18 protein-coding genes and 1 pseudogene are annotated in these 17,471 nt (G+C 72.5%); 14 read left to right on the top strand and 5 right to left on the bottom strand.

Annotated elements, in window-relative coordinates; all coding sequences use genetic code 11:
• Window positions 1–62: 62 nt before the first annotated feature.
• Window positions 63–377 carry a cupin domain-containing protein gene (locus tag HNR61_RS21030; protein WP_182844880.1) on the bottom strand — a complete coding sequence of 105 codons (315 nt, stop codon included), beginning with the start codon at window positions 375–377 and terminating at the stop codon, window positions 63–65.
• A gap of 164 nt (window positions 378–541) precedes the next feature.
• On the opposite strand from HNR61_RS21030, the gene HNR61_RS21035 reads away from it, so the two are divergent.
• A complete protein-coding gene (locus HNR61_RS21035) occupies window positions 542–775 on the top strand; it encodes a MarR family winged helix-turn-helix transcriptional regulator (RefSeq protein ID WP_182844881.1) in 234 nt (77 codons plus the stop codon).
• Between the two features lie 41 nt (window positions 776–816).
• Here the strand turns inward: HNR61_RS21035 and HNR61_RS21040 are convergent, their stop codons facing one another.
• A complete protein-coding gene (locus HNR61_RS21040; RefSeq protein WP_182844882.1) occupies window positions 817–1,551 on the bottom strand; it encodes a cache domain-containing protein in 735 nt (244 codons plus the stop codon).
• Window positions 1,552–1,556: 5 nt separating this feature from the next.
• Window positions 1,557–2,309 (bottom strand): FadR/GntR family transcriptional regulator, encoded by a 753-nt coding sequence (locus tag HNR61_RS21045; RefSeq protein WP_182844883.1) that lies wholly within the window; start codon window positions 2,307–2,309, stop codon window positions 1,557–1,559.
• 229 nt (window positions 2,310–2,538) lie between these two features.
• On the opposite strand from HNR61_RS21045, the gene HNR61_RS21050 reads away from it, so the two are divergent.
• Genes HNR61_RS21050 through HNR61_RS21085 form a run of 8 tightly spaced genes read left to right on the top strand, consistent with a single transcriptional unit; the run spans window position 2,539 to window position 10,915 of the window.
• Window positions 2,539–4,053: an APC family permease gene (locus HNR61_RS21050; RefSeq protein WP_312898010.1), complete on the top strand. Its 1,515-nt coding sequence runs from the start codon at window positions 2,539–2,541 to the stop codon at window positions 4,051–4,053.
• 30 nt (window positions 4,054–4,083) lie between these two features.
• Complete coding sequence (locus HNR61_RS21055) at window positions 4,084–5,274, top strand: cytochrome P450 (RefSeq protein ID WP_182844885.1); 1,191 nt, start codon at window positions 4,084–4,086, stop codon at window positions 5,272–5,274.
• Window positions 5,271–5,459 (top strand): ferredoxin, encoded by a 189-nt coding sequence (locus HNR61_RS21060; protein ID WP_182844886.1) that lies wholly within the window; start codon window positions 5,271–5,273, stop codon window positions 5,457–5,459. The genes HNR61_RS21055 and HNR61_RS21060 overlap by 4 nt, the downstream gene beginning before the upstream one ends.
• A complete protein-coding gene (locus tag HNR61_RS21065; RefSeq protein ID WP_182844887.1) occupies window positions 5,459–6,634 on the top strand; it encodes an NAD(P)/FAD-dependent oxidoreductase in 1,176 nt (391 codons plus the stop codon). Before HNR61_RS21060 ends, HNR61_RS21065 begins: the two co-directional genes overlap by 1 nt.
• Window positions 6,635–6,650: 16 nt before the next feature.
• Window positions 6,651–8,060 carry a glutamine synthetase family protein gene (locus HNR61_RS21070; RefSeq protein WP_182844888.1) on the top strand — a complete coding sequence of 470 codons (1,410 nt, stop codon included), beginning with the start codon at window positions 6,651–6,653 and terminating at the stop codon, window positions 8,058–8,060.
• Window positions 8,057–8,758, top strand: a complete 702-nt coding sequence (locus HNR61_RS21075) for a substrate-binding periplasmic protein (protein WP_182844889.1) — start codon at window positions 8,057–8,059, stop codon at window positions 8,756–8,758. The genes HNR61_RS21070 and HNR61_RS21075 overlap by 4 nt, the downstream gene beginning before the upstream one ends.
• Window positions 8,759–8,762: 4 nt before the next feature.
• Window positions 8,763–9,473 (top strand): gamma-glutamyl-gamma-aminobutyrate hydrolase family protein, encoded by a 711-nt coding sequence (locus HNR61_RS21080; protein WP_182844890.1) that lies wholly within the window; start codon window positions 8,763–8,765, stop codon window positions 9,471–9,473.
• Window positions 9,470–10,915, top strand: coding sequence for an aldehyde dehydrogenase (locus tag HNR61_RS21085; protein ID WP_182844891.1), 1,446 nt, complete (start codon window positions 9,470–9,472; stop codon window positions 10,913–10,915). The genes HNR61_RS21080 and HNR61_RS21085 overlap by 4 nt, the downstream gene beginning before the upstream one ends.
• Before the next feature lie 67 nt (window positions 10,916–10,982).
• Here HNR61_RS21085 and HNR61_RS21090 read toward each other — a convergent pair whose 3' ends face one another.
• Complete coding sequence (locus HNR61_RS21090) at window positions 10,983–11,927, bottom strand: RNA ligase family protein (protein ID WP_182844892.1); 945 nt, start codon at window positions 11,925–11,927, stop codon at window positions 10,983–10,985.
• Between the two features lie 573 nt (window positions 11,928–12,500).
• Here HNR61_RS21090 and HNR61_RS21095 point away from each other — a divergent pair.
• Together HNR61_RS21095 and HNR61_RS50690 are read left to right on the top strand one after the other, a co-directional pair.
• Entirely contained in the window at window positions 12,501–12,944 is a 444-nt protein-coding gene (locus HNR61_RS21095; protein WP_182844893.1) for a glutamate ligase domain-containing protein, read from the top strand.
• Window positions 12,945–12,998: 54 nt separating this feature from the next.
• Window positions 12,999–13,277: pseudogene (locus tag HNR61_RS50690) on the top strand (IS982 family transposase); the annotation flags it as partial.
• Between the two features lie 105 nt (window positions 13,278–13,382).
• Here the strand turns inward: HNR61_RS50690 and HNR61_RS21100 are convergent.
• Complete coding sequence (locus HNR61_RS21100; protein WP_220509593.1) at window positions 13,383–14,153, bottom strand: phosphotransferase enzyme family protein; 771 nt, start codon at window positions 14,151–14,153, stop codon at window positions 13,383–13,385.
• Window positions 14,154–14,652: 499 nt separating this feature from the next.
• Here HNR61_RS21100 and HNR61_RS21105 point away from each other — a divergent pair, with 499 nt between their 5' ends.
• The 3 genes from HNR61_RS21105 to HNR61_RS21115 all read left to right on the top strand — a co-directional run bounded on the left by HNR61_RS21105 (window position 14,653) and on the right by HNR61_RS21115 (window position 17,334).
• Window positions 14,653–15,048: a MerR family transcriptional regulator gene (locus HNR61_RS21105; RefSeq protein ID WP_182844894.1), complete on the top strand. Its 396-nt coding sequence runs from the start codon at window positions 14,653–14,655 to the stop codon at window positions 15,046–15,048.
• Window positions 15,049–15,196: 148 nt separating this feature from the next.
• Window positions 15,197–16,078 carry an NADP-dependent oxidoreductase gene (locus HNR61_RS21110; RefSeq protein WP_220509594.1) on the top strand — a complete coding sequence of 294 codons (882 nt, stop codon included), beginning with the start codon at window positions 15,197–15,199 and terminating at the stop codon, window positions 16,076–16,078.
• Between the two features lie 1,025 nt (window positions 16,079–17,103).
• Window positions 17,104–17,334, top strand: a complete 231-nt coding sequence (locus tag HNR61_RS21115) for a hypothetical protein (RefSeq protein ID WP_182844896.1) — start codon at window positions 17,104–17,106, stop codon at window positions 17,332–17,334.
• Window positions 17,335–17,471: the final 137 nt, after the last annotated feature.

Raw genomic sequence — 17,471 nt, forward strand, 5'->3', positions numbered from 1 at the left:
AACCGCACCTGATCCCGGCGGCGCACCGTCATGGCCATCCTTGGAGCGGGACCGTCCCGGGGTCAGACGAAGAAGCTGTCGTGGCGCAGGAAGAACTCCGCGCGCTCCTCCTCGCCGAGGCCGGCCAGCTCGGTGATGCCTTCGAAGTACTCCTCGCGGGGCGCTCCGGGGGCGAACAGCATGAGCATGGAGGCGGGTTCGCCGGACTCGTTGCGGAAGGCGTGCAGTCCGCCCACCGGGACGTACAGGTGGTCGCCGGAGGTGGCGTCGACCCAGCGGCGGCCGTCGAACAGCCGCATCGTGCCCGACAGGATGAAGAACGACTCCGACATCGCCCTGTGGAAGTGCGTGCTGGGCCCGGCCGCCTCCGGTCCCATGTCCACCCGGTACAGGCCGTACTCGCCACCGGTGGAGGCGGTGGTGGACAGGTAGTGGTAGGCGGTGCCCTGCGCGACGGTGGGGCCGTCTGTGGCGACGGGCCTGGAGCTTCCTGCGGGCGTCCCTGGTCACCACCGGGGCGATCACGCTGCGGGTCGACCGCATGGCGGCCAAGGGCCTGGTCACCCGGGTGCCCGACGCCACCGACCGCCGCTCGGTCAGGATCCGCCTCACCCCGCTGGGACGGGAGACCATCGACCGGGTCCTGCCCCTCCACCTGGCCAACGAGGCCCGCCTCCTGGAGGGCCTCGACGCCGGCGGACGCCGGGATCTGGCGGCCGTGCTCTCCGGACTGCTGGAGTCCCACGGCGACACGGCCGCCCCCACCGGCCGCTGACCCGCGTCCGTTCCGCGGGGACGCCCCGGCGCGCGGTGCCGCTACAGGCGCCGTGACATCAGGAACAGCGGCAGCCTGCCGCAGCGGGCGAGCACGCAGTCGTCGCCCTCCACGGCCTCGCCGGGTCCGGCCTCGCGGACGGTCCCCAGGTCGAGCCCGCGCAGCAGGGCTCCGGTCAGGTGGCGGGCCGACCTGGAGACGATGACGCGGCCCTGGGAGTTGACCAGCACCGCGCCGGGCGGCATCGGCGGCAGCACCGACGGCTCCAGGCGCCGCACGAACAGGTCGGCCCCGACGATGCCCAGGAACTCCTCCCCGTCGAGCACGGGCGTGGACAGCGTGAGGATGTACTGGTCGGTCCCGTAGTAGTCGACGTACGGGCCGTGCACGTGGACGCGCCCGGTGTCGCGCGGCACGGTGAACCAGCCGTAGCGGGTGTAGTCGTAGAAGCCGGGGCTGGCCGGGTCGAGGTCGACGGCGAGGCGTTCGGCGGGGGAGGCGCCCGCGACCTGCCACCATTCGAGCCACATCGGCGCGTCGGCCAGCAGGCCGGGCGCGGCGACGAACCCGGCGCCGCTGACCAGGACCGCGTGCCGCCCGATGAGCGCCGCCGCGTCGTCGCGCAGCGGCCCGACGGCCGCCCGGTCGGGGCGGGGCGCCGCGCGGATCAGCGTCACGGCCCGGCCGCCCAGGTCCTCGACGGAGCCCAGCACGGCGTCGAAGACGTCGCCGACCTCGCGGCTCGCGGCGGCGGCCCGCGCAAGTGCCTCGGTCATCGCGTTCACCGTCCCATGAGGCCGAGGTGCAGCTCGATGAGCCGCTCGATCGCCTCGGTCACGTGCCGCCGGGCGAGCCGGGCGGCCTCCTCGCCGTCGGCGGCCCCGATCGCCCCGGCGATCTCGTGGTGCTGCCGGGCCATCCTGTCGCGGGTGGCGGCGTCCGCGCTGGGAAGCCACAGCAACGGGCCGATCTCGGTCTGCATGCCGATCTCCTCACGGGTGAGCCGGGCCGACTGGGCGGCGGCGGCCACCTCGACGTGGAACCAGCCGTCGGCGCGGTGCCGGCGTTCGGGCCGCTCGGCGGTGTCGAACGCCCGCGCGGCGTCCTCCAGCCGCCGCACGTCGTCGGCGGAGGCGCGTTCGGCGGCCAGCAGCGCCGCGCCCGCGGCCAGGGCGCCGTAGTGGTCGCCGAGGTCGCGAAGGTCCTCGGCGGACAGCTCGCGCAGCCGGGCGCGCAGGTGGTCGGCGGTCTCCCGGGGCGCGGGGGCGCGCACGAAGCTGCCGCCGCCCCGGCCGCGGCGGGTCTCGACCAGGCCCTGCCCGCGCAGCCCGCCGAGCGCCTCGCGGACCGTCGCGATGGCCACGCCGAGCTGTTCGGCCAGGTCGGCCTCGCTGGGCAGCTGCTCGCCGTCGGCCAGCAGCCCGAGCGCGATCGCGTCGGCCAGCCGCCGGGTGATCAGCTCGGCCCGGCCCAGGCTGTCCAGCGGGCTGAAGACGGCGAGCCGCGTGATCGCGGACGCGTCCGGCGCGGGCATCGGGCTCCTTCACGAGGGTCCGGGAACGGGAAAGCAACCCCTTGCCATTAAACATCTGGACCCGTATGTTTTCGGCCAGATGCTACTGCAGGGGCATCGCTGACGTCAGCTTCTCAGGACAGGCGCCGCACGGGACCCGCCGACCCCGGGTCCCGCCGATCCAGCCCACCCGGCCCCGCCGTGCCCCCGGTGGGGAGACCACCGCCGCCCCCCCATGAGGGAGACTGCCGTGTCCTCTGCGATCCCCCGTGACGCGACCCCTCACGACGACGACTCCGCCGCCCTCGCCGCCCTCGGCTACGAATCGCGCTTCAAGCGGGACATGAGCCTGTGGGCCAACTTCTCGCTCGGCTTCACCTACCTGTCGCCCGTGGTCGGCGTGTACGCGCTGTTCGCGTTCTCGCTGGCCACCGGCGGGCCCCCGATGATCTGGAGCTTCCTGGTCGCCGGGATCGGCCAGCTCCTGGTCGCCCTGGTGTTCGGGGAGATCGTGTCCCAGTACCCGGTCAGCGGCGGCCTGTACCCGTGGGCGCGCCGCCTGTGGGGCCGCCGCTGGGCCTGGATGAGCGGCTGGATCTACCTGGTCGCCCTGCTCGTCACGATCGCCAGCGTGGCCTACGGCGCCGGCCCCTACGCCGCCGCGCTGCTGGGAGCCGAACCGACGGTCGACACCACCATCGGCTGCGCGCTGGCCATCCTGGTGCTGGCCACGGTCATCAACTTCGCCGGCACCCGCACCCTCGCCCGTGCCGCGATCATCGGGTTCGCCGCCGAGCTGGTCGGCGCCCTGGCCGTCGGCGGCTGGCTGCTGCTCACCGAACGGCACCACGGCCTCGGCGCGCTGTTCGACGACTTCGGCGCGGCCGGGACCGGCTCCTACGCGGCGGCGTTCCTGGCCGCCGGGCTGATCGGCGTCTTCCAGTACTACGGCTTCGAGGCGTGCGGGGACGTGGCCGAGGAGGTCCGCGACCCGGCCCGCCGCATCCCCAGGGCCATGCGCATGACCATCTACGTCGGCGGGGCCGCGGCCACGTTCGTCGCGCTGGCGCTGACGCTGTCGGTGGCCGACTTCGGCGCGGTGGTCTCCGGCCGGGACGCCGACCCGGTCACCACCTCGCTGACCGCCGCGTTCGGCCCGGGCGGGACCAAGGTGGTGCTCGGCATCGTGCTGATCTCGTTCGTGTCCTGCGCGATGAGCCTCCAGGCGGCCGCGAGCCGCCTGCTGTACGCCTACGCCCGCGACGACATGATCGCGGGCAGCGGGGCGCTGCGGCGCCTGTCGCCGACCCGCCACGTGCCGCCGTACGCGCTGCTGGTCACGGCCGTGGTCCCGGCGCTGGTGGCGCTGGGCTCCAAGCTGTCCGAGGACGCCCTCACCAAGATCATCTCTTTCGCGTCGCTCGGCATCTACATGGGCTTCCAGATGGTGGTGCTGGCGGCGCTGCGGGCCCGGACGCGGGGATGGCGTCCCGCCGGGCCGTTCACGCTCGGCCGCTGGGGCCTGCCGGTCAACGTGCTGGCACTGGCGTACGGCGTGTCGGCGATGGTCAACATGGCCTGGCCGCGCACTCCGGAGGGGCCCTGGTACGACGACTGGATCGTCGTGCTGTCCGGCCTCGTCGTCGTCGCGCTGGGCGCGGTCTACATGACCCTGACCCGGCACCACCACCGCGGCGACGCCCCCGCGGGCGACGCCGTCCCGGCGACCGCCGCCGCCGAGCCGCGCCCCCAGACGGCCCACTGAGACAACGCGTTCCGAGAGGCGACCCATCCGATGTACTTCGACATCGCCGACCCTTCCTTCTCCGTGCAGTCCGAACAGGTGCGCATGGCCCGTGACGAGAGCTGGTACGCCGAGACCAACTACGGCGTCGCCGTGCTGCGCTACGAGGAGACCCGCCTGCTGCTGCGGCACCCCAAGCTGCGGCAGGGCAGCGCCAGATGGCCCGCGCACCACGGCATCACCAGCGGCCCGTTCGCCGACTGGTGGGCCAACTGGGTGCTCAACAAGGAGGGCGAGGAGCACCACCGGCTGCGCCGCCTGATGAACCCGGCGTTCTCCCGCCGCCTCATCGACGGCCTCGTGCCGCGCTTCCAGGCCCTGGCCGCCGAGCTGGTCGACGGCTTCGCCGAACCGGGGCGCTGCGAGTTCATGTCCGAGTTCGCCTCCCCGTACGCGGCCCGCGTGATCGCCATCATGCTCGGCCTGCCCGAGGAGGAGTGGCCGGTCCTGGCGCGCGACTCGGCGACGATCGGCCTGGCGATGGGCGTCACCCTCCGCGAGGACCTGCCCAGGATCGAGGCCGCGCTGGACAGCCTCTACGGCTACGTGGACGAGGCGGTGGAGCGGCGGCGGAGCGACCCGCGCGACGACTTCGTCACCCGCATCATGCGGGCCCAGCGCGACGAGGACCGGCTCACCGGGGCCGAGCTGCGCGACTCCCTCGTCCTGCTGGTCTTCGGCGGGTACGACACCACCCGCAACCAGCTCGGCCTGGCCATGCAGACGTTCCTGGACCACCCCGACCAGTGGCGGCTGCTGGCCGAGCGCCCCGAACTGGGCCCCGCGGCCGTCGAGGAGGTCATGCGGGTCAACCCCACCGTCACGTGGGTGACCCGGGAGGCGCTGGAGGACTTCACCTTCCAGGGCCTCGACATCGCCGAGGGCACCACCCTGCACCTGTTCACCGAGGCGTCCGGCACCGACCCGCGCGCCGTGCCCGACGGCCGGTTCGACATCACCGCCGAACGCCCGCCGCACTTCGGGTTCGGCGGCGGCGCCCACCACTGCCTGGGCCACTTCGTCGCCCGCAGCGACATGAGCGAGGCCCTGCCGCTGCTGGCCCGCCGCATGCGCGACCCGCGCCCCGGCGGCGCGTCGCGCTGGCTGCCGCGCAGCGGCAACACCGGCCCGGTCGAACTGCCCGTCGCGTTCACCCCCACCGAGGAGAAGGAGACGCCATGAAGGTCACCGTCGACCTGGACAGGTGCCAGGACCACGGCCAGTGCGCGATCGCCGCGCCCGAGGTCTTCCGCATCAACGACGAGGGCAGGCTCGAGTTCGACGGCGAGCCCGCCGACGAACTGCGCGAGGCCGTCGAGGAGGCCGCCGACGTGTGCCCCGTCCAGGCCATCCTCATCGAGGACTGATGGCCGCGCACGTCGTCGTGGCCGGGGCGGGGATGGCGGGGCTGCGCGCGGCCGAGAGGCTGCGCGCGGAGGGCTGGGACGGCCCCGTCACCGTCGTCGGCGCCGAACCCCACCCGCCCTACAACCGGCCGCCGCTGTCGAAGGAGGTGCTGGCCGGACGCGCGGACGCCGGCGCGACCGCGCTCCGGCGGCGCCGGAGCGTCGAGGACGTGCGCTGGGAGCTGGGCCGCCGCGTCGTGGCCGCGTCCCTGGCCGACCGCGCGCTCACCCTGGACGACGGCCGCCGGCTCGCCTACGACGGGCTGGTCGTCGCGACCGGCATACGCCCGCGCCGCCTGGCCGTTCCGGGCCCGGCCGCCGGCCGCCACGTGCTGCGCACGCTGGACGACGCCCTCGCCCTGCGCGCCGAGCTGGCCCCGGGACGCCGCGTCGTGATCGTGGGGGCGGGGTTCGTCGGCTGCGAGGCCGCCGCCACCGCGCGCGGCCGCGGCTGCCGGGTCACCGTCGTCGAACCGCTCCCGGTGCCGATGGAACGCGCGATCGGCCCCGAACTGGGGGAGGCGCTGCGCCGCCGTCACGAGGAGCGGGGCGTGCGCTTCCTGACCGGACGCGCCGTCACCGCGTTCGCGCCGGGCGCGGTCGTCCTCGACGACGGCCGGACCGTGCCCGCCGACGTCGTCGTCGAGGCGATCGGCTCGGTCCCCAACGTCGAGTGGCTCGACGGCAACGGGCTCGACCTGTCCGACGGCGTGCTGTGCGACGACCGGATGCGCGTGCAGGGCCGCCCCGAGGTGGTGGCGGTCGGCGACGTGGCGCGCTTCCCCAACCTCCGCTACGACGACGTGCCGCGCCGGGTGGAGCACTGGTGCGTCCCCGCCGACACCGCCCGCCGCGCCGCCGCGACCCTCGCCGCGCACCTGGCGGGACGCCCGCCCGACGACGCGCCGTTCACTCCGCTGCCGTCGTTCTGGAGCGACCAGCACGACCTGCGCCTGCAGAGCTTCGGCATGCCCGCGCTCGGCGACCGCCGGGTGCCGCTCGAAGGCGACATCGGCGCGCTCGCCGGGGGCGTGGCGATGGCCTACCACCGCGACGACCGCCCCGTGGGCGTGGTGCTCATCGGCGTGCCCGCCTCCCGGCACCGGCACTACCGCGAACTCGTGACCGCTTCCTGACGAGAGGTCTGTCCCCATGTCCCTGACCCGCCCACCGGCCGCCCCAGCGGCCACCCCGCTGGACGAGCACCGGGAACGCAACGCCGACGACGCGGCGGTGCGCGACATCCAGGCCCGGATCGAGGAGGCCGGGGTCGAGTTCGTCTACTACCAGACCGTGTCGCTGACCGGCCGCGTCCTCGGCAAGGTCGTGCCCGCCCGCCACCTGCGCCGCAACCTGGAACGCGGCGTGAACATGCACCGCACCGTCATGGCCGACTTCCAGGTCACCCGGTCCGGCGACCTGCTCGGCGGCGGCCCCGAGGCGGCCGAGTTCACCGCCCTGCCCGACCTGGACACCTTCGCCGTGCTGCCCTGGGACCGCACGGTCGCGCGGTTCCTCTGCCGGACCTACGAGCCCGACCACCTCCCCGAGATCGGCGGGCGCCCGCTGGCCGCCGACGCGCGCGGCAACCTCAGGCGCGTGCACGCCGCGTTCACCGAACGCACCGGCCTGCACCTGCGCAGCGGCTGCGAACCCGAGATGACCTGGACCGGACCCGGCCTGGAGGTGTTCGTCCGGCCCGGCACCAGCCCGGCCTACCACGCCGACTGCCTGGAACTGATGCGGCCGATCTACCAGAAGGTGATCCGCTACGCCCAGGAGCTGGGCCTGGACATGATCGAGGGCGACTACGAGGACCCCGGCCAGCTCGAGCTCAACTGGGGCTTCGACCACGCCGACCGCACCGCCGACCGCCTGGTCACCTACCGGCAGATCTGCCGCCAGGTCGCCCGCGAGCTGGGCGTCACCGCCAGCTTCATGCCCAAGCCCGCCACCGGGATGATGGGCAACGGCTGCCACCACAACCTCAGCGTCTGGCGCGGCGAGGAGAACGTGCTCGCCGACCCGGCGGTCCGCGAGCTGCACCTGACCGAGACCGGACGGCACGTGCTGGGCGGCATCCTGGCGCACGCCGCCGGATCGATGGCGGTCATGGGGCAGACCGTCAACTCCTACAAGCGGTACTGGGACGCCGGGCAGTTCGCGCCCGCTCAGATCAACTGGGGCATGGACAACAAGACCTGCACGGTGCGGCTGTCGGCCAACGGGCGGCTGGAGGACAAGCTGCCCGACGCCGCCGTCAACCCGTACCTGTCGCACGCCGTCCTGATCGCCGCCATCGCCGACGGGCTCGACAACGCCATCGACCCGGGCCCGCCGCACGCGGGCAGCAGTTACGACGGCGACGGGTCCGGGTTCGGGCCGCTGCCGCTGACGCTGCGCGAGGCCCTGGACGCGTTCGTCGACGACAGGGTCGTCCGGTCGGCCATGCCCGAGGAGATGGCCGCGCTGTTCCTGGCGCTGAAGTCGGACGAGTGGGCGCGGTTCTGCGGCGCCGTCACCGACTGGGAGCGCGCGATGTACACCGAGGCGATCCCGTGACCCCGCTCCGGCTGGCCTGCATCGACGCCGAGGCCCCGCCGCTCTTCCTGCGCAGCCCCGACGGCGTGACCCGGCGGGGGTACGAACCCGACGCCGCCGCGCTGGTCGCCGAGGTGCTCGGCCGCCCGCTGGAGTGGGTCTTCACGCCGTGGGCCGAGATGATCCCGGCCGCGCGCGCCCACCGGGTGGACGCCGTCTGGTGCGGCCAGGGCATCACCGCGCGGCGGCTGGCGCAGGCCGACTTCACCCGCCCGTACGCGATCTTCAACGAGTCGGTGCTGGTCCGGCCCGGCGCGGGCGTCGCGGGGCCGCGGGACCTGCGCGGACGGCGCGTCGCCGCGATCGCCGGGAGCACGAACATGGCGCTGGCCGAGACGTTCCCCGGCGCGGTCACCGTGCCGTTCGGCGGCGACACCGACGACGTGTTCGGCGACATGCTCGCCGCGCTGCGCCGCGGCGAGGTCGACGCGGTGGTGGACGACGACGTGGTGTTCGCCCCGCTCGACGACGGCCCGGATTTCGAGGTCGCGTTCACCGTGCCGACCGGCAACCGCTGGGGCGTCGCCGTGGCCAAGGACCGCCCCGACATTCTCGCCGCGATCGACGGCGCGCTTGCCACGGTGATCGCCGACGGGCGGCTGGAGAAGGCGTGGCGCGCCTGGATGCCGGGCCTCGACTACCCGCTGGGCGGGGGGTGAGCCGGTGCGCCCGCTGATCGCCGTGGCCGGGCTGCGCTCGCCGCGCATCGAGGGCCTGCGGTTCGACGGCGTCGTCACCGCCGCCGCCGTCCTGGAGGCCGTCTACCGCGCCGGAGGCGAGCCCGCGATCCTCTACCACGGGCGGCCCGGGGACGTTCCCGGGCGGCTGGCGCGCTTCGACGGCGTCGTGCTGCCCGGCGGCCGCGACATGGACCCCAGGCGCTACGGGGCGCGGGCCCACGAACGCACCGAGCCGCCCGACGACGTCCAGGACGAGGCAGACCTCGCCGTCGTCCGCGCCGTCCTCGCCCGCGGCATGCCGATGCTGGCGATCTGCCGGGGCATGCAGGTGCTCAACGTCGCCTGCGGAGGCACGCTGGTACAGCACCTGCCCGACACCGGCGTCACCCACCTGGACGCGTTCCACGAGGTGGCGCTGGACCCCGGCAGCCGCACCGCCCGCGTCCTCGGGGCCGACGCCGTGTCGGTCTCCTCCTACCACCACCAGGCCGTCGACGAGGTCGGCCGCGGCCTGCGCGTCGTCGGCCGCGCCCCCGACGGGTGCGTGGAGGCCCTCGAACACGACCTGGCCCCGGTGCTGGCCGTGCAGTGGCACCCCGAGGACGACGCCGAGACGACCCCGTACGAGCAGGCCCTCTTCGACGCGGTCGTCGAGGACGCCGCCCGTCACCGGCTGGAGGAACTCCCATCATGATCGACGTTGAAGCGTTCGTGGACGGCGAGCGCGTCCCCGCGGTCAGCGGGCGCACGTTCGACTGCGTGTCACCCCGCGACGGCCGGGTGATCGCCCGCGTGGCCGAGGGCGACGCCGCCGACGTCGACGCGGCGGTGGCCGCCGCGCGCGCCGCGTTCGAGGACGGCCGCTGGCGCGACCTGCACCCGCGCGACCGCCGCCGGGTGCTGCAACGCCTCGCCGGCCTGATCGACGACCACCGCGTGGAGCTGGCGCGCCTGGAGACCCTGGACATGGGCAAGCCCGTCTCCGACGCGCTCTCGGTGGACCTGCGCGTCACCGTGCAGACCTTCGAGTTCTTCGCCGAGGCGATCGACAAGCGGTACGACGAGGTCGCGCCCACCGACCGCCGCACCCTGGCGACGATCACGCGGGAGCCGCTGGGCGTGGTCGCCGCCGTCGTCCCGTGGAACTTCCCGCTCATGCTGGCCGCGTGGAAGGTGGCGCCCGCGCTGGCCGCCGGCAACTCGGTCGTGCTGAAACCGGCCGAGCAGTCGCCGCTGACCGCGCTGCGGCTGGGCGAGCTGGCGGCGGAGGCGGGGCTCCCGCCGGGCGTGCTCAACGTCGTGCCCGGCTTCGGCCCGACCGCCGGGGCGGCGCTCGGCCGCCACCCGGACGTGGACGCGGTCACGTTCACCGGCTCGGGCGAGGTCGGGCGGATGTTCCTGCGCTACGCCGCCGACTCCAACCTCAAGCAGGTGTCGCTGGAACTCGGCGGCAAGAGCCCGCAGATCGTCCTGCGGGACGCCCCCGACACCGAGACGCTCGCCAAGGCCGTCGTCGACGGGATCTTCTTCAACCAGGGCGAGGTGTGCTCGGCCGGGTCCCGGCTGCTCGTGCACCGTTCCCGCAAGGACGAGCTGGTGGACGCCGTGGTGCGCGCGTCCGAGGCGATGCGCCCGGGCGACCCGCTCGACCCGGCCACCACCATGGGCGCCCTGGTCGAGAAGGCCCATCTGGACCGCGTCCTCGGCCACCTGGACACCGCCCGGCAGGAGGGCGCGGTCACCCTCGCCGGCGGCAACCGCGTACTGGAGGAGACCGGCGGCTACTACGTCGAGCCGACCGTGCTCGACGCCGTCACGCCGGGGATGCGGGCCGCGCAGGAGGAGATCTTCGGCCCCGTGCTGGCGGTGCTGCCGTTCGACGACGAGGACGAGGCGATCCGCCTCGCCAACGGCACCCCGTACGGGCTGGCCGCCGCCGTGTGGACGCGCGACCTGTCCAAGGCGCACCTGATGGCCCGCGCGATCCGCGCGGGCACGGTCTGGGTGAACTGCTTCGACGCCAGCGACATCACCGTGCCGTTCGGCGGCTACGCCCAGTCCGGCTTCGGCCGCGACAAGTCCCTGCACGCCCTCGACAAGTACACCCAACTGAAGACCACCTGGATCCAGCTGTGACCCCACGCCAACACGAAAGCGCACGCAGAGGGCGGGGCGCCACTGTTCTGTAGGGGGTCTCGTTCACCTAGCCCAAGCGGAATCGAAGTGCGGTCAACGTGCGGGCGGCGGGCGCGAGCGCGGCGGCCAGGCGTTGGCGGTCGGGCTCGGGCAGGCCGCCCAGATCGCCGTCGAGATCGGCGAGCAGGTCGGCCACCACCTCGGCGGCCAACACGGCGGTGTCGGCGGCCGGGCCGAGCTTGCTGCGGGCCGCGTCCACCCGCGGCGGGGTGAGCCGCTCCACCGCAGCGGCCAGCAGCCAGGGCGGCACTCCCGTCACTCCGCCGGGTGGCGGCACGAACGGCCGCGCGCCGTCGTAGCGGGCGTCCTCGGCGAAGCCGGGGTGCTTGACCTTCAGTACCGGCCGCGGCCCCCGTTCGCCGGTGTCCCAGGGGCCGGCGGGCTTGAGGACGTAGCCCTCGGCGCGGTTGCCGGGCAGTTCCGGAAGGCCCAGCGCGCCGGGCACCCGCGTCGGGAAGTCCACCGTCAGCTCCCTGAGCTTCTGCCGAGGACCTTGACCCAGCAGCGGCACGCACCGCAAGCCCACACAGGACATCAGATCCGCCAGCTCGCCGCGGCTCATCCAGCGCGTCCCGACGGCGCCGTCGAACGCCAGCCACACCAGGTCAGGGCTGTACCACACACCGGTCTGCACCGGGCCGACGCCCTCGACCGGTGGTACCTGCGGATGCGGATAGCCTCCACCGGCCAGCTCCCCGTACAGGACCACGTCCTGCCCGACCTCCCGGGCCGCTGCCGCCGCCGCTGTCGCCAGCACCGGCCACAGACGCGTCACCCCGAAGAACGTCTCCAGCCGCTCCCCGTCCAGCAGACCGCGCCGCCCGGCGGCCCGCGCCGTCCGGCCGTCGCTGACCAGCGCCAGATGCGCGCCGTGCACCTTCTCCTCGGCGACCCAGCCCCCGCCAGGCAACGGCCCGTCACCGAACCGCTGCGGGATCTTCGGATACCCCACGGCCCCGACCTCCGCTCCGCGCCCGATCGGGCCACTCCGGCAGGCAGCCTCCCCGACACCCACCTGGAGATCAACTCATTTCCGGGCCCCGGGCGGCACGACTCCGAACGTTCGCTTCGCAGGCCCCCGAGAGGACGACCTGGCCCTGGCAAGAGGGCGGTGATGTGGCCGGCCGACTGCGCGGCCAGCTCCATCTGGCGGTGTCGCCCCGGCCGGCATGAACCACTTCGGTTTCCACGTGCCCGATGCGGCGCGGACATGCGCGGCCCTGTCCGCCGCCGGGCTCGAAGAACCCGCGCTGCGCGCGTCCAAGCGGCCCTTCGCCGAATACCGCGCGATCGACCCGAAGGCAACTGGTTCGACCTGTCCGAACACGGATACGGCATCCCATAACCGTGCACAACACCGAGCTTGCCAAGCGGCGAACAGAACATCGGCCAGGATCCCGACGCCGTTGAACCACCTGGGGCCGAACGGGACCGGCCTTCACCTCGCGCCAGGCCTTCAAAGATCTCCTCTCACCAGTGGCGCGGGCTAGCCGTCCTCCACGCCGACGACGACCTGGTCGCCGCCATGCGCACCCGCACCCACGTCGTCGTCTCCACCTTCGGCCGCGCCCGCTTCACGTTGACCACGCCCCTGGGCTCAGCCCCGATAGCCCCTCAGGTTCTGGGTGAGCACCAGGTCTCCAGCACTTGGGCCGCAGCCGCCGCCATAGTGGAGGCGCTCAGCAACGCCCAGCCCCTGTCCTCAGGTCGCTTGGAAGTCCTGGAACGGGCTGACGGCGTGGTCATCATCAACGACGCCTTCAACGCCAACGTCGATTCCATGACCGCAGGCCTGCACACTCTGACCGCCATGGCCACCGGCCGCCTCCCTCGACATCGACATGAACTGCTCAAGCCAGGCGTCACCGCGTGCCTCAAAGCGAGTCATGCATTGCATCTGGACGAACTCGCTACTCGGCTTGCCAACGACCACCCGCGCCGACTCCGCCGACAAGGCCTAGATCGTTGATGGGAAATTGCTGAACCGGGTGCGGGCATGGGGAAGGGCGCCCATGGTCGGTGTGTGAAAACAGACTTGGACGCCCTTGTGACCGCACTCTACGTTCATCTGGACGACCACGTCCTGCCAACGCGGCGGTGCGGACGGGGCCGGCCTTCGAGGCTGACCGATGCCGAGCTGGTCTGCGTCGCGGTCGCTCAGGTGCTGCTGGGCTGTGACGCCGAGCGCCATTGGCTGCGGGTCGCGCCGATGCGGATCGGGCATCTGTTCCCCCGACTGCCCTGCCAGGCCCAGTACAACCGGCACCTGCGCCAGCTGGGCCCGGTGTGGGTGGCGGTGGCCAACCGGAATTCCCCCGGGACGGCCAGTTGCACTGCCCGCTCGTGGCCAGATGCACGCTCGGTGACGCGAGCTCGATGACGGCGGGAGCAGACAGCGCGGGGTCCGTTACTCGAACAGACGGCGGTTCGAAAGGCTCCAAGCAAGACGGCGGTCAAGGTCTTCCAACAGACCCTCGCGGACCCACGTGGTCTGTGGCTCGCGCCCCGCGGAGGCCAGCCGGCGCACAAGGTCGATGTTCTGCCGCTGTCGGTCGATCACCGCATCCACAATGCCCAGGGTCGAGGTGAGACCGTAGGCGGAGCAAAACCGCTCCAGGCGTCTGTGTCGATCGGGCACCTGCGTGAAGCTCAACCACCGCAGACACTCGGCGTCATCGCGAAACGGGGCCACGTACTGCAACGCGTAAGCGACGTCCTGCAGACCTGGTGCCGGTCGGGCGAAGTCCCAGTCGATGATCCCCACCGGGTGGTCGCCCTGCCACACCACGTTCCACGGGCCGAAGTCGCCGTGGCACACCACCTGTCCCTCGCCGAGCGCGCTTGCGCCGCAAGACCAGACCGCCTGATCTGGCGGCGAGAAACCCTCAGTCGCGTCGTGGTAGTCGCGCAGCAGCCGGGCGAAAGCGGACAAGCCCTGGTCATTGGCCACCTTGGCCCAGCCCTGGGGCCCGGACTCGCCCTCGATGAACGTGAGAATCTCCCGGCCCTGCTCATCAAACCCCAGGGGCCGGGGCGAGTAGGGGAAGCCAGCCGCTTGCAGATGCCTGAGCAAGGCGTGCACCGTCGCGGTCCAGGGCTGCACCGGCCGACGAACGGTGTCCCCGACCCGTACTATCTGCCGGTGGGGCCCGTCCTGCAACACATCCTCGCTCGCCACGCGCGGGACGTTACCGCCTCATTGCAGTCCCCGCCTTCCCATTACCGAGAGCAACGATCGGCGGCCAGTTCGGATCCCCCGCTAAATGGTCGCCAGCGGGGAATCCGAACTGGCCACTAACACCTAGGCCGCCGGCCTTGAGGATTTCTGCGCGGGTGTTGTGCTTCAGCCGGCGTGGTGCCGGTAATTGCCGGACGGTGACCCGTACTGGCGTTTGAAGGCATTGGGTGAAGGTGTGCTGCGAGCTGTAGCCGACCTGTTGGGTGATCGTGTTGACGGGGCGTCGGAGGTGCGCAGGAGCCGGGCGGCGGTGGTCATCCGCCACCAGGTCAGGTAGGTGAGGGGCGGCTGGCCGATCAGATGGGTGAACCGGCGGGCGAAGGCGGCGCTCAGTCGTGGGACCGGGACGATGACAACCCTGCGGCCGTGGGGGTGTCCGTGAGCGTCCATGACTCGCCGGCGGTCTGGACCTGGAGCAGGCGGGCGTAGGCTCTCAGGGATGCGGATAGGCGAGTTGTCCAAGCGCACGGGCGTGAGTCCGCGCTCACTGCGGTACTACGAAGAGCAGGGCCTGCTTACCAGCTCACGCTCCGACGCGGGGCAGCGTCACTATTCCGATGCCGCGGTCCAGCGCGTGTCGCTCATCCGACAGCTGCTCGACGCGGGTATGTCCAGCCGGGTGATCGTGACTGTGCTGCCGTGTGTGGACGTCCCGGGTGACCTGGGCGTCGCCGAGGAGACGTTCACGGCGATGATGCGCGAGCGCGACCGGATCGACGCCGACATCGCGCACCTGATCGAGACCCGGGATGCGCTCGACGTGCTGATCAAGGCCAACAGCCGGCACCGGGCGGAGCTGTCCACGACCCCGCAACCGGTGCCACAGTCGGCCTGATGCTGTGACCTGCCTCTCAACCGGTTGCCCCTTACATCGATGTGAGGGGTGAGGATGGCGACAACGCCCGGAACCACCGGGCCGGTCGGACGAGAGGCAGCAGAAAATGGGGCAGGCATGGGGTTTCGGCAGGTATGGCGGGCCCGAGATGCAGGAGTTCTTCGATCGTCCCGATCCCGTTCCCGGTCGCGGCGAGGTTCTGATCCGGGTCGACGTCGCCGGCGTGAACCCCCTCGATCACCTGCTGCGCTCGGGTCTGGTCCCCGGGCTCGACGGCGGCCGTCCGTTTCCCCGCGTGCTGGGCATGGAGGCAGCCGGAACCGTTCTCGCCCGGGGCGAGGACGTCGACGGGCTCGAGGTGGGTGACGCGGTCTTCGGCCTCGCACTCACCGGTGGCGGCACCTACGCCGAGACGACCGTGCTGTCCGCACCGAACGCCGCGCGCATCCCGGCCGGTCTGTCCGCGACCGTGGCGGCAACGCTGCCAGTGGCCGGGACGACCGCGGTGGACCTGCTCGACCAGCTCGGCCTCCCGGCCGGTGCCACGATCCTGGTCAACGGGGTCGGAGGCGGGGTCGGTCTCGCCGTCGCCCGGCTGGCTGTCGGGCGCAAGCTGCGTGTGATCGGCACCGGGAGTACCGCCAAACGCCAGCACGCCGAGGCCATCGGGGTGCGGTTCATCGATTACACGGCCGAGGACGTCGGCGCCGCGGCACGCAAGCTGGTTCCGGACGGCTTCGACGGGATCGTCGACCTGGTCGGAGGCACCTCGCTGCGGATGGTCGCTCCGCTGGCCCGGGATCCCCGCACTGTCATCGCCGTGGGTGATATGTCCGTGCCCGATCTCGGTGGGCGTTTCGTCGAGCGTCGCCTCGACCGCGAAAACCTGGAGCGGTCCGCCCGGCTGGCCCTGGACGGACTCCTCGCGCCCGTGATCACCGCGGTCCACCCGCTCTCCGACGCCCCGGCCGCCCTCGCCACCGTCGAGAACGGTCACACCTCGGGCAAGGTCGTCATCAAGGTGGCATGAGAAGTGCCCGGCCGCCCGACGCCGTCGACCGTCCATTGCGGACTGACGAGAACCCACGGTCAGCGCATCACCAACTGAGCACGTTCACCTGTACGGGGTTGAGCAGTTCAGGCGTACGCCGACAGTAGGTGGCGTGACTTGGCCTGGAGTTCGGCGGCGGTGCGGCCGGCGGCTGCCAGGTGCTGCAGCGCCGAGTGGCGCAGTTGGTGCAGGCTCCATCCGTTGCCGTGCGGGTCCAGGGCGCGGGTGGTGTTCTTGAACAGGTATTCGGCGCGTGGGTAGGGCAGGCGGCCGCGGGGATGCGGGGGCCGGAGGTGGGGCGTGGCCGCCGGACAGGAACACCGGCCCTGAAGTGCGGCCGTTCAGCAGGCGCGGCAGCAGCCGGGCGGTGCCGGTCTGCCTGTGACGTCACAGCCCGCCCCGCCGCCGAAATCCCAAGCGCACCCGCGTGCGGCGCGCACCGCAGCGGCCCGACGTCCTTCTTGAGGGCCGCTGGGGGTTTGCGGCCTCCTACAGCACACAGGTCGGGATCGGCTTGTTGATGCCGCCGATGTTGCCCGAATAGATCCAGCCGTCATCCCAGTTCGTGCCAGGGGCATCGACGAAGTGCCAGGTGTTGCCCGAGCTGTTGCGGTACTTGCACAGACGACCAATTTGGTCCCAACGTCCATGTCGGACCATCCGAGGAAGCCGCAGGAGGCGGCGGGAGCCGCCGCTTGGGCGGGCACCGCGTTGGCCCCCAGCGCCAGGACGGTCCCGCCCAGCGCAACGGCGGTAGCCCGCCGGACTCACACAGTCATGTCTGTTTCCCTCTCGATAAGAACATCCGAACGCTCGGCTAGGCCGCGCGGGGCAGCGGCGCGGCCCCGGACGTCGGCCGTGCCGCCCACGAGGCCGACCCAGGCGATGCTTGATCGCTCCCATCGGCTCGCACCAGGTCACGAGCTGTTCGAGAACGTCCACATTTGTCTGCACGCAGACTCGTACAACCTCGGACAGGGGCAACGGTTGTACGCCCCCTCGATGTGATCAATCGTCGGGCGATCAAGAACTCCGGTCAGGAGGCCTTCGCCGGCGGCATGCATGTCGCGGCCGTGGTGAACGCGGCCCTGCTGGCCGGAGTCGCCGTCATGAGGGCCTGGTCGCTGCGGAGCGCGCCGCCCGGCGGCGCTCAGAGGGAGGAGACCACCGCCGGAACCGCAGACGACACCGCCCCGGTCGGCGAGGATGCCCCGGGTGCCGTGAAACTCAGGTGACGGGCCGCTTGGTCGGGCAATGATCCTGTTGTAGCAGGTGGAGGTGTGTTTCCGGGCGGCGGCGTGCCGGTCTGGTGAGGCGCGTAGCCGCCCCAGGTGCATGAACCCGTCGACGCGGCGGAACCGCTTGGCGGCCC

It is taken from the genome of Actinomadura kijaniata, assembly GCF_014138665.1.
Lineage (GTDB): Bacteria > Actinomycetota > Actinomycetes > Streptosporangiales > Streptosporangiaceae > Spirillospora > Spirillospora kijaniata.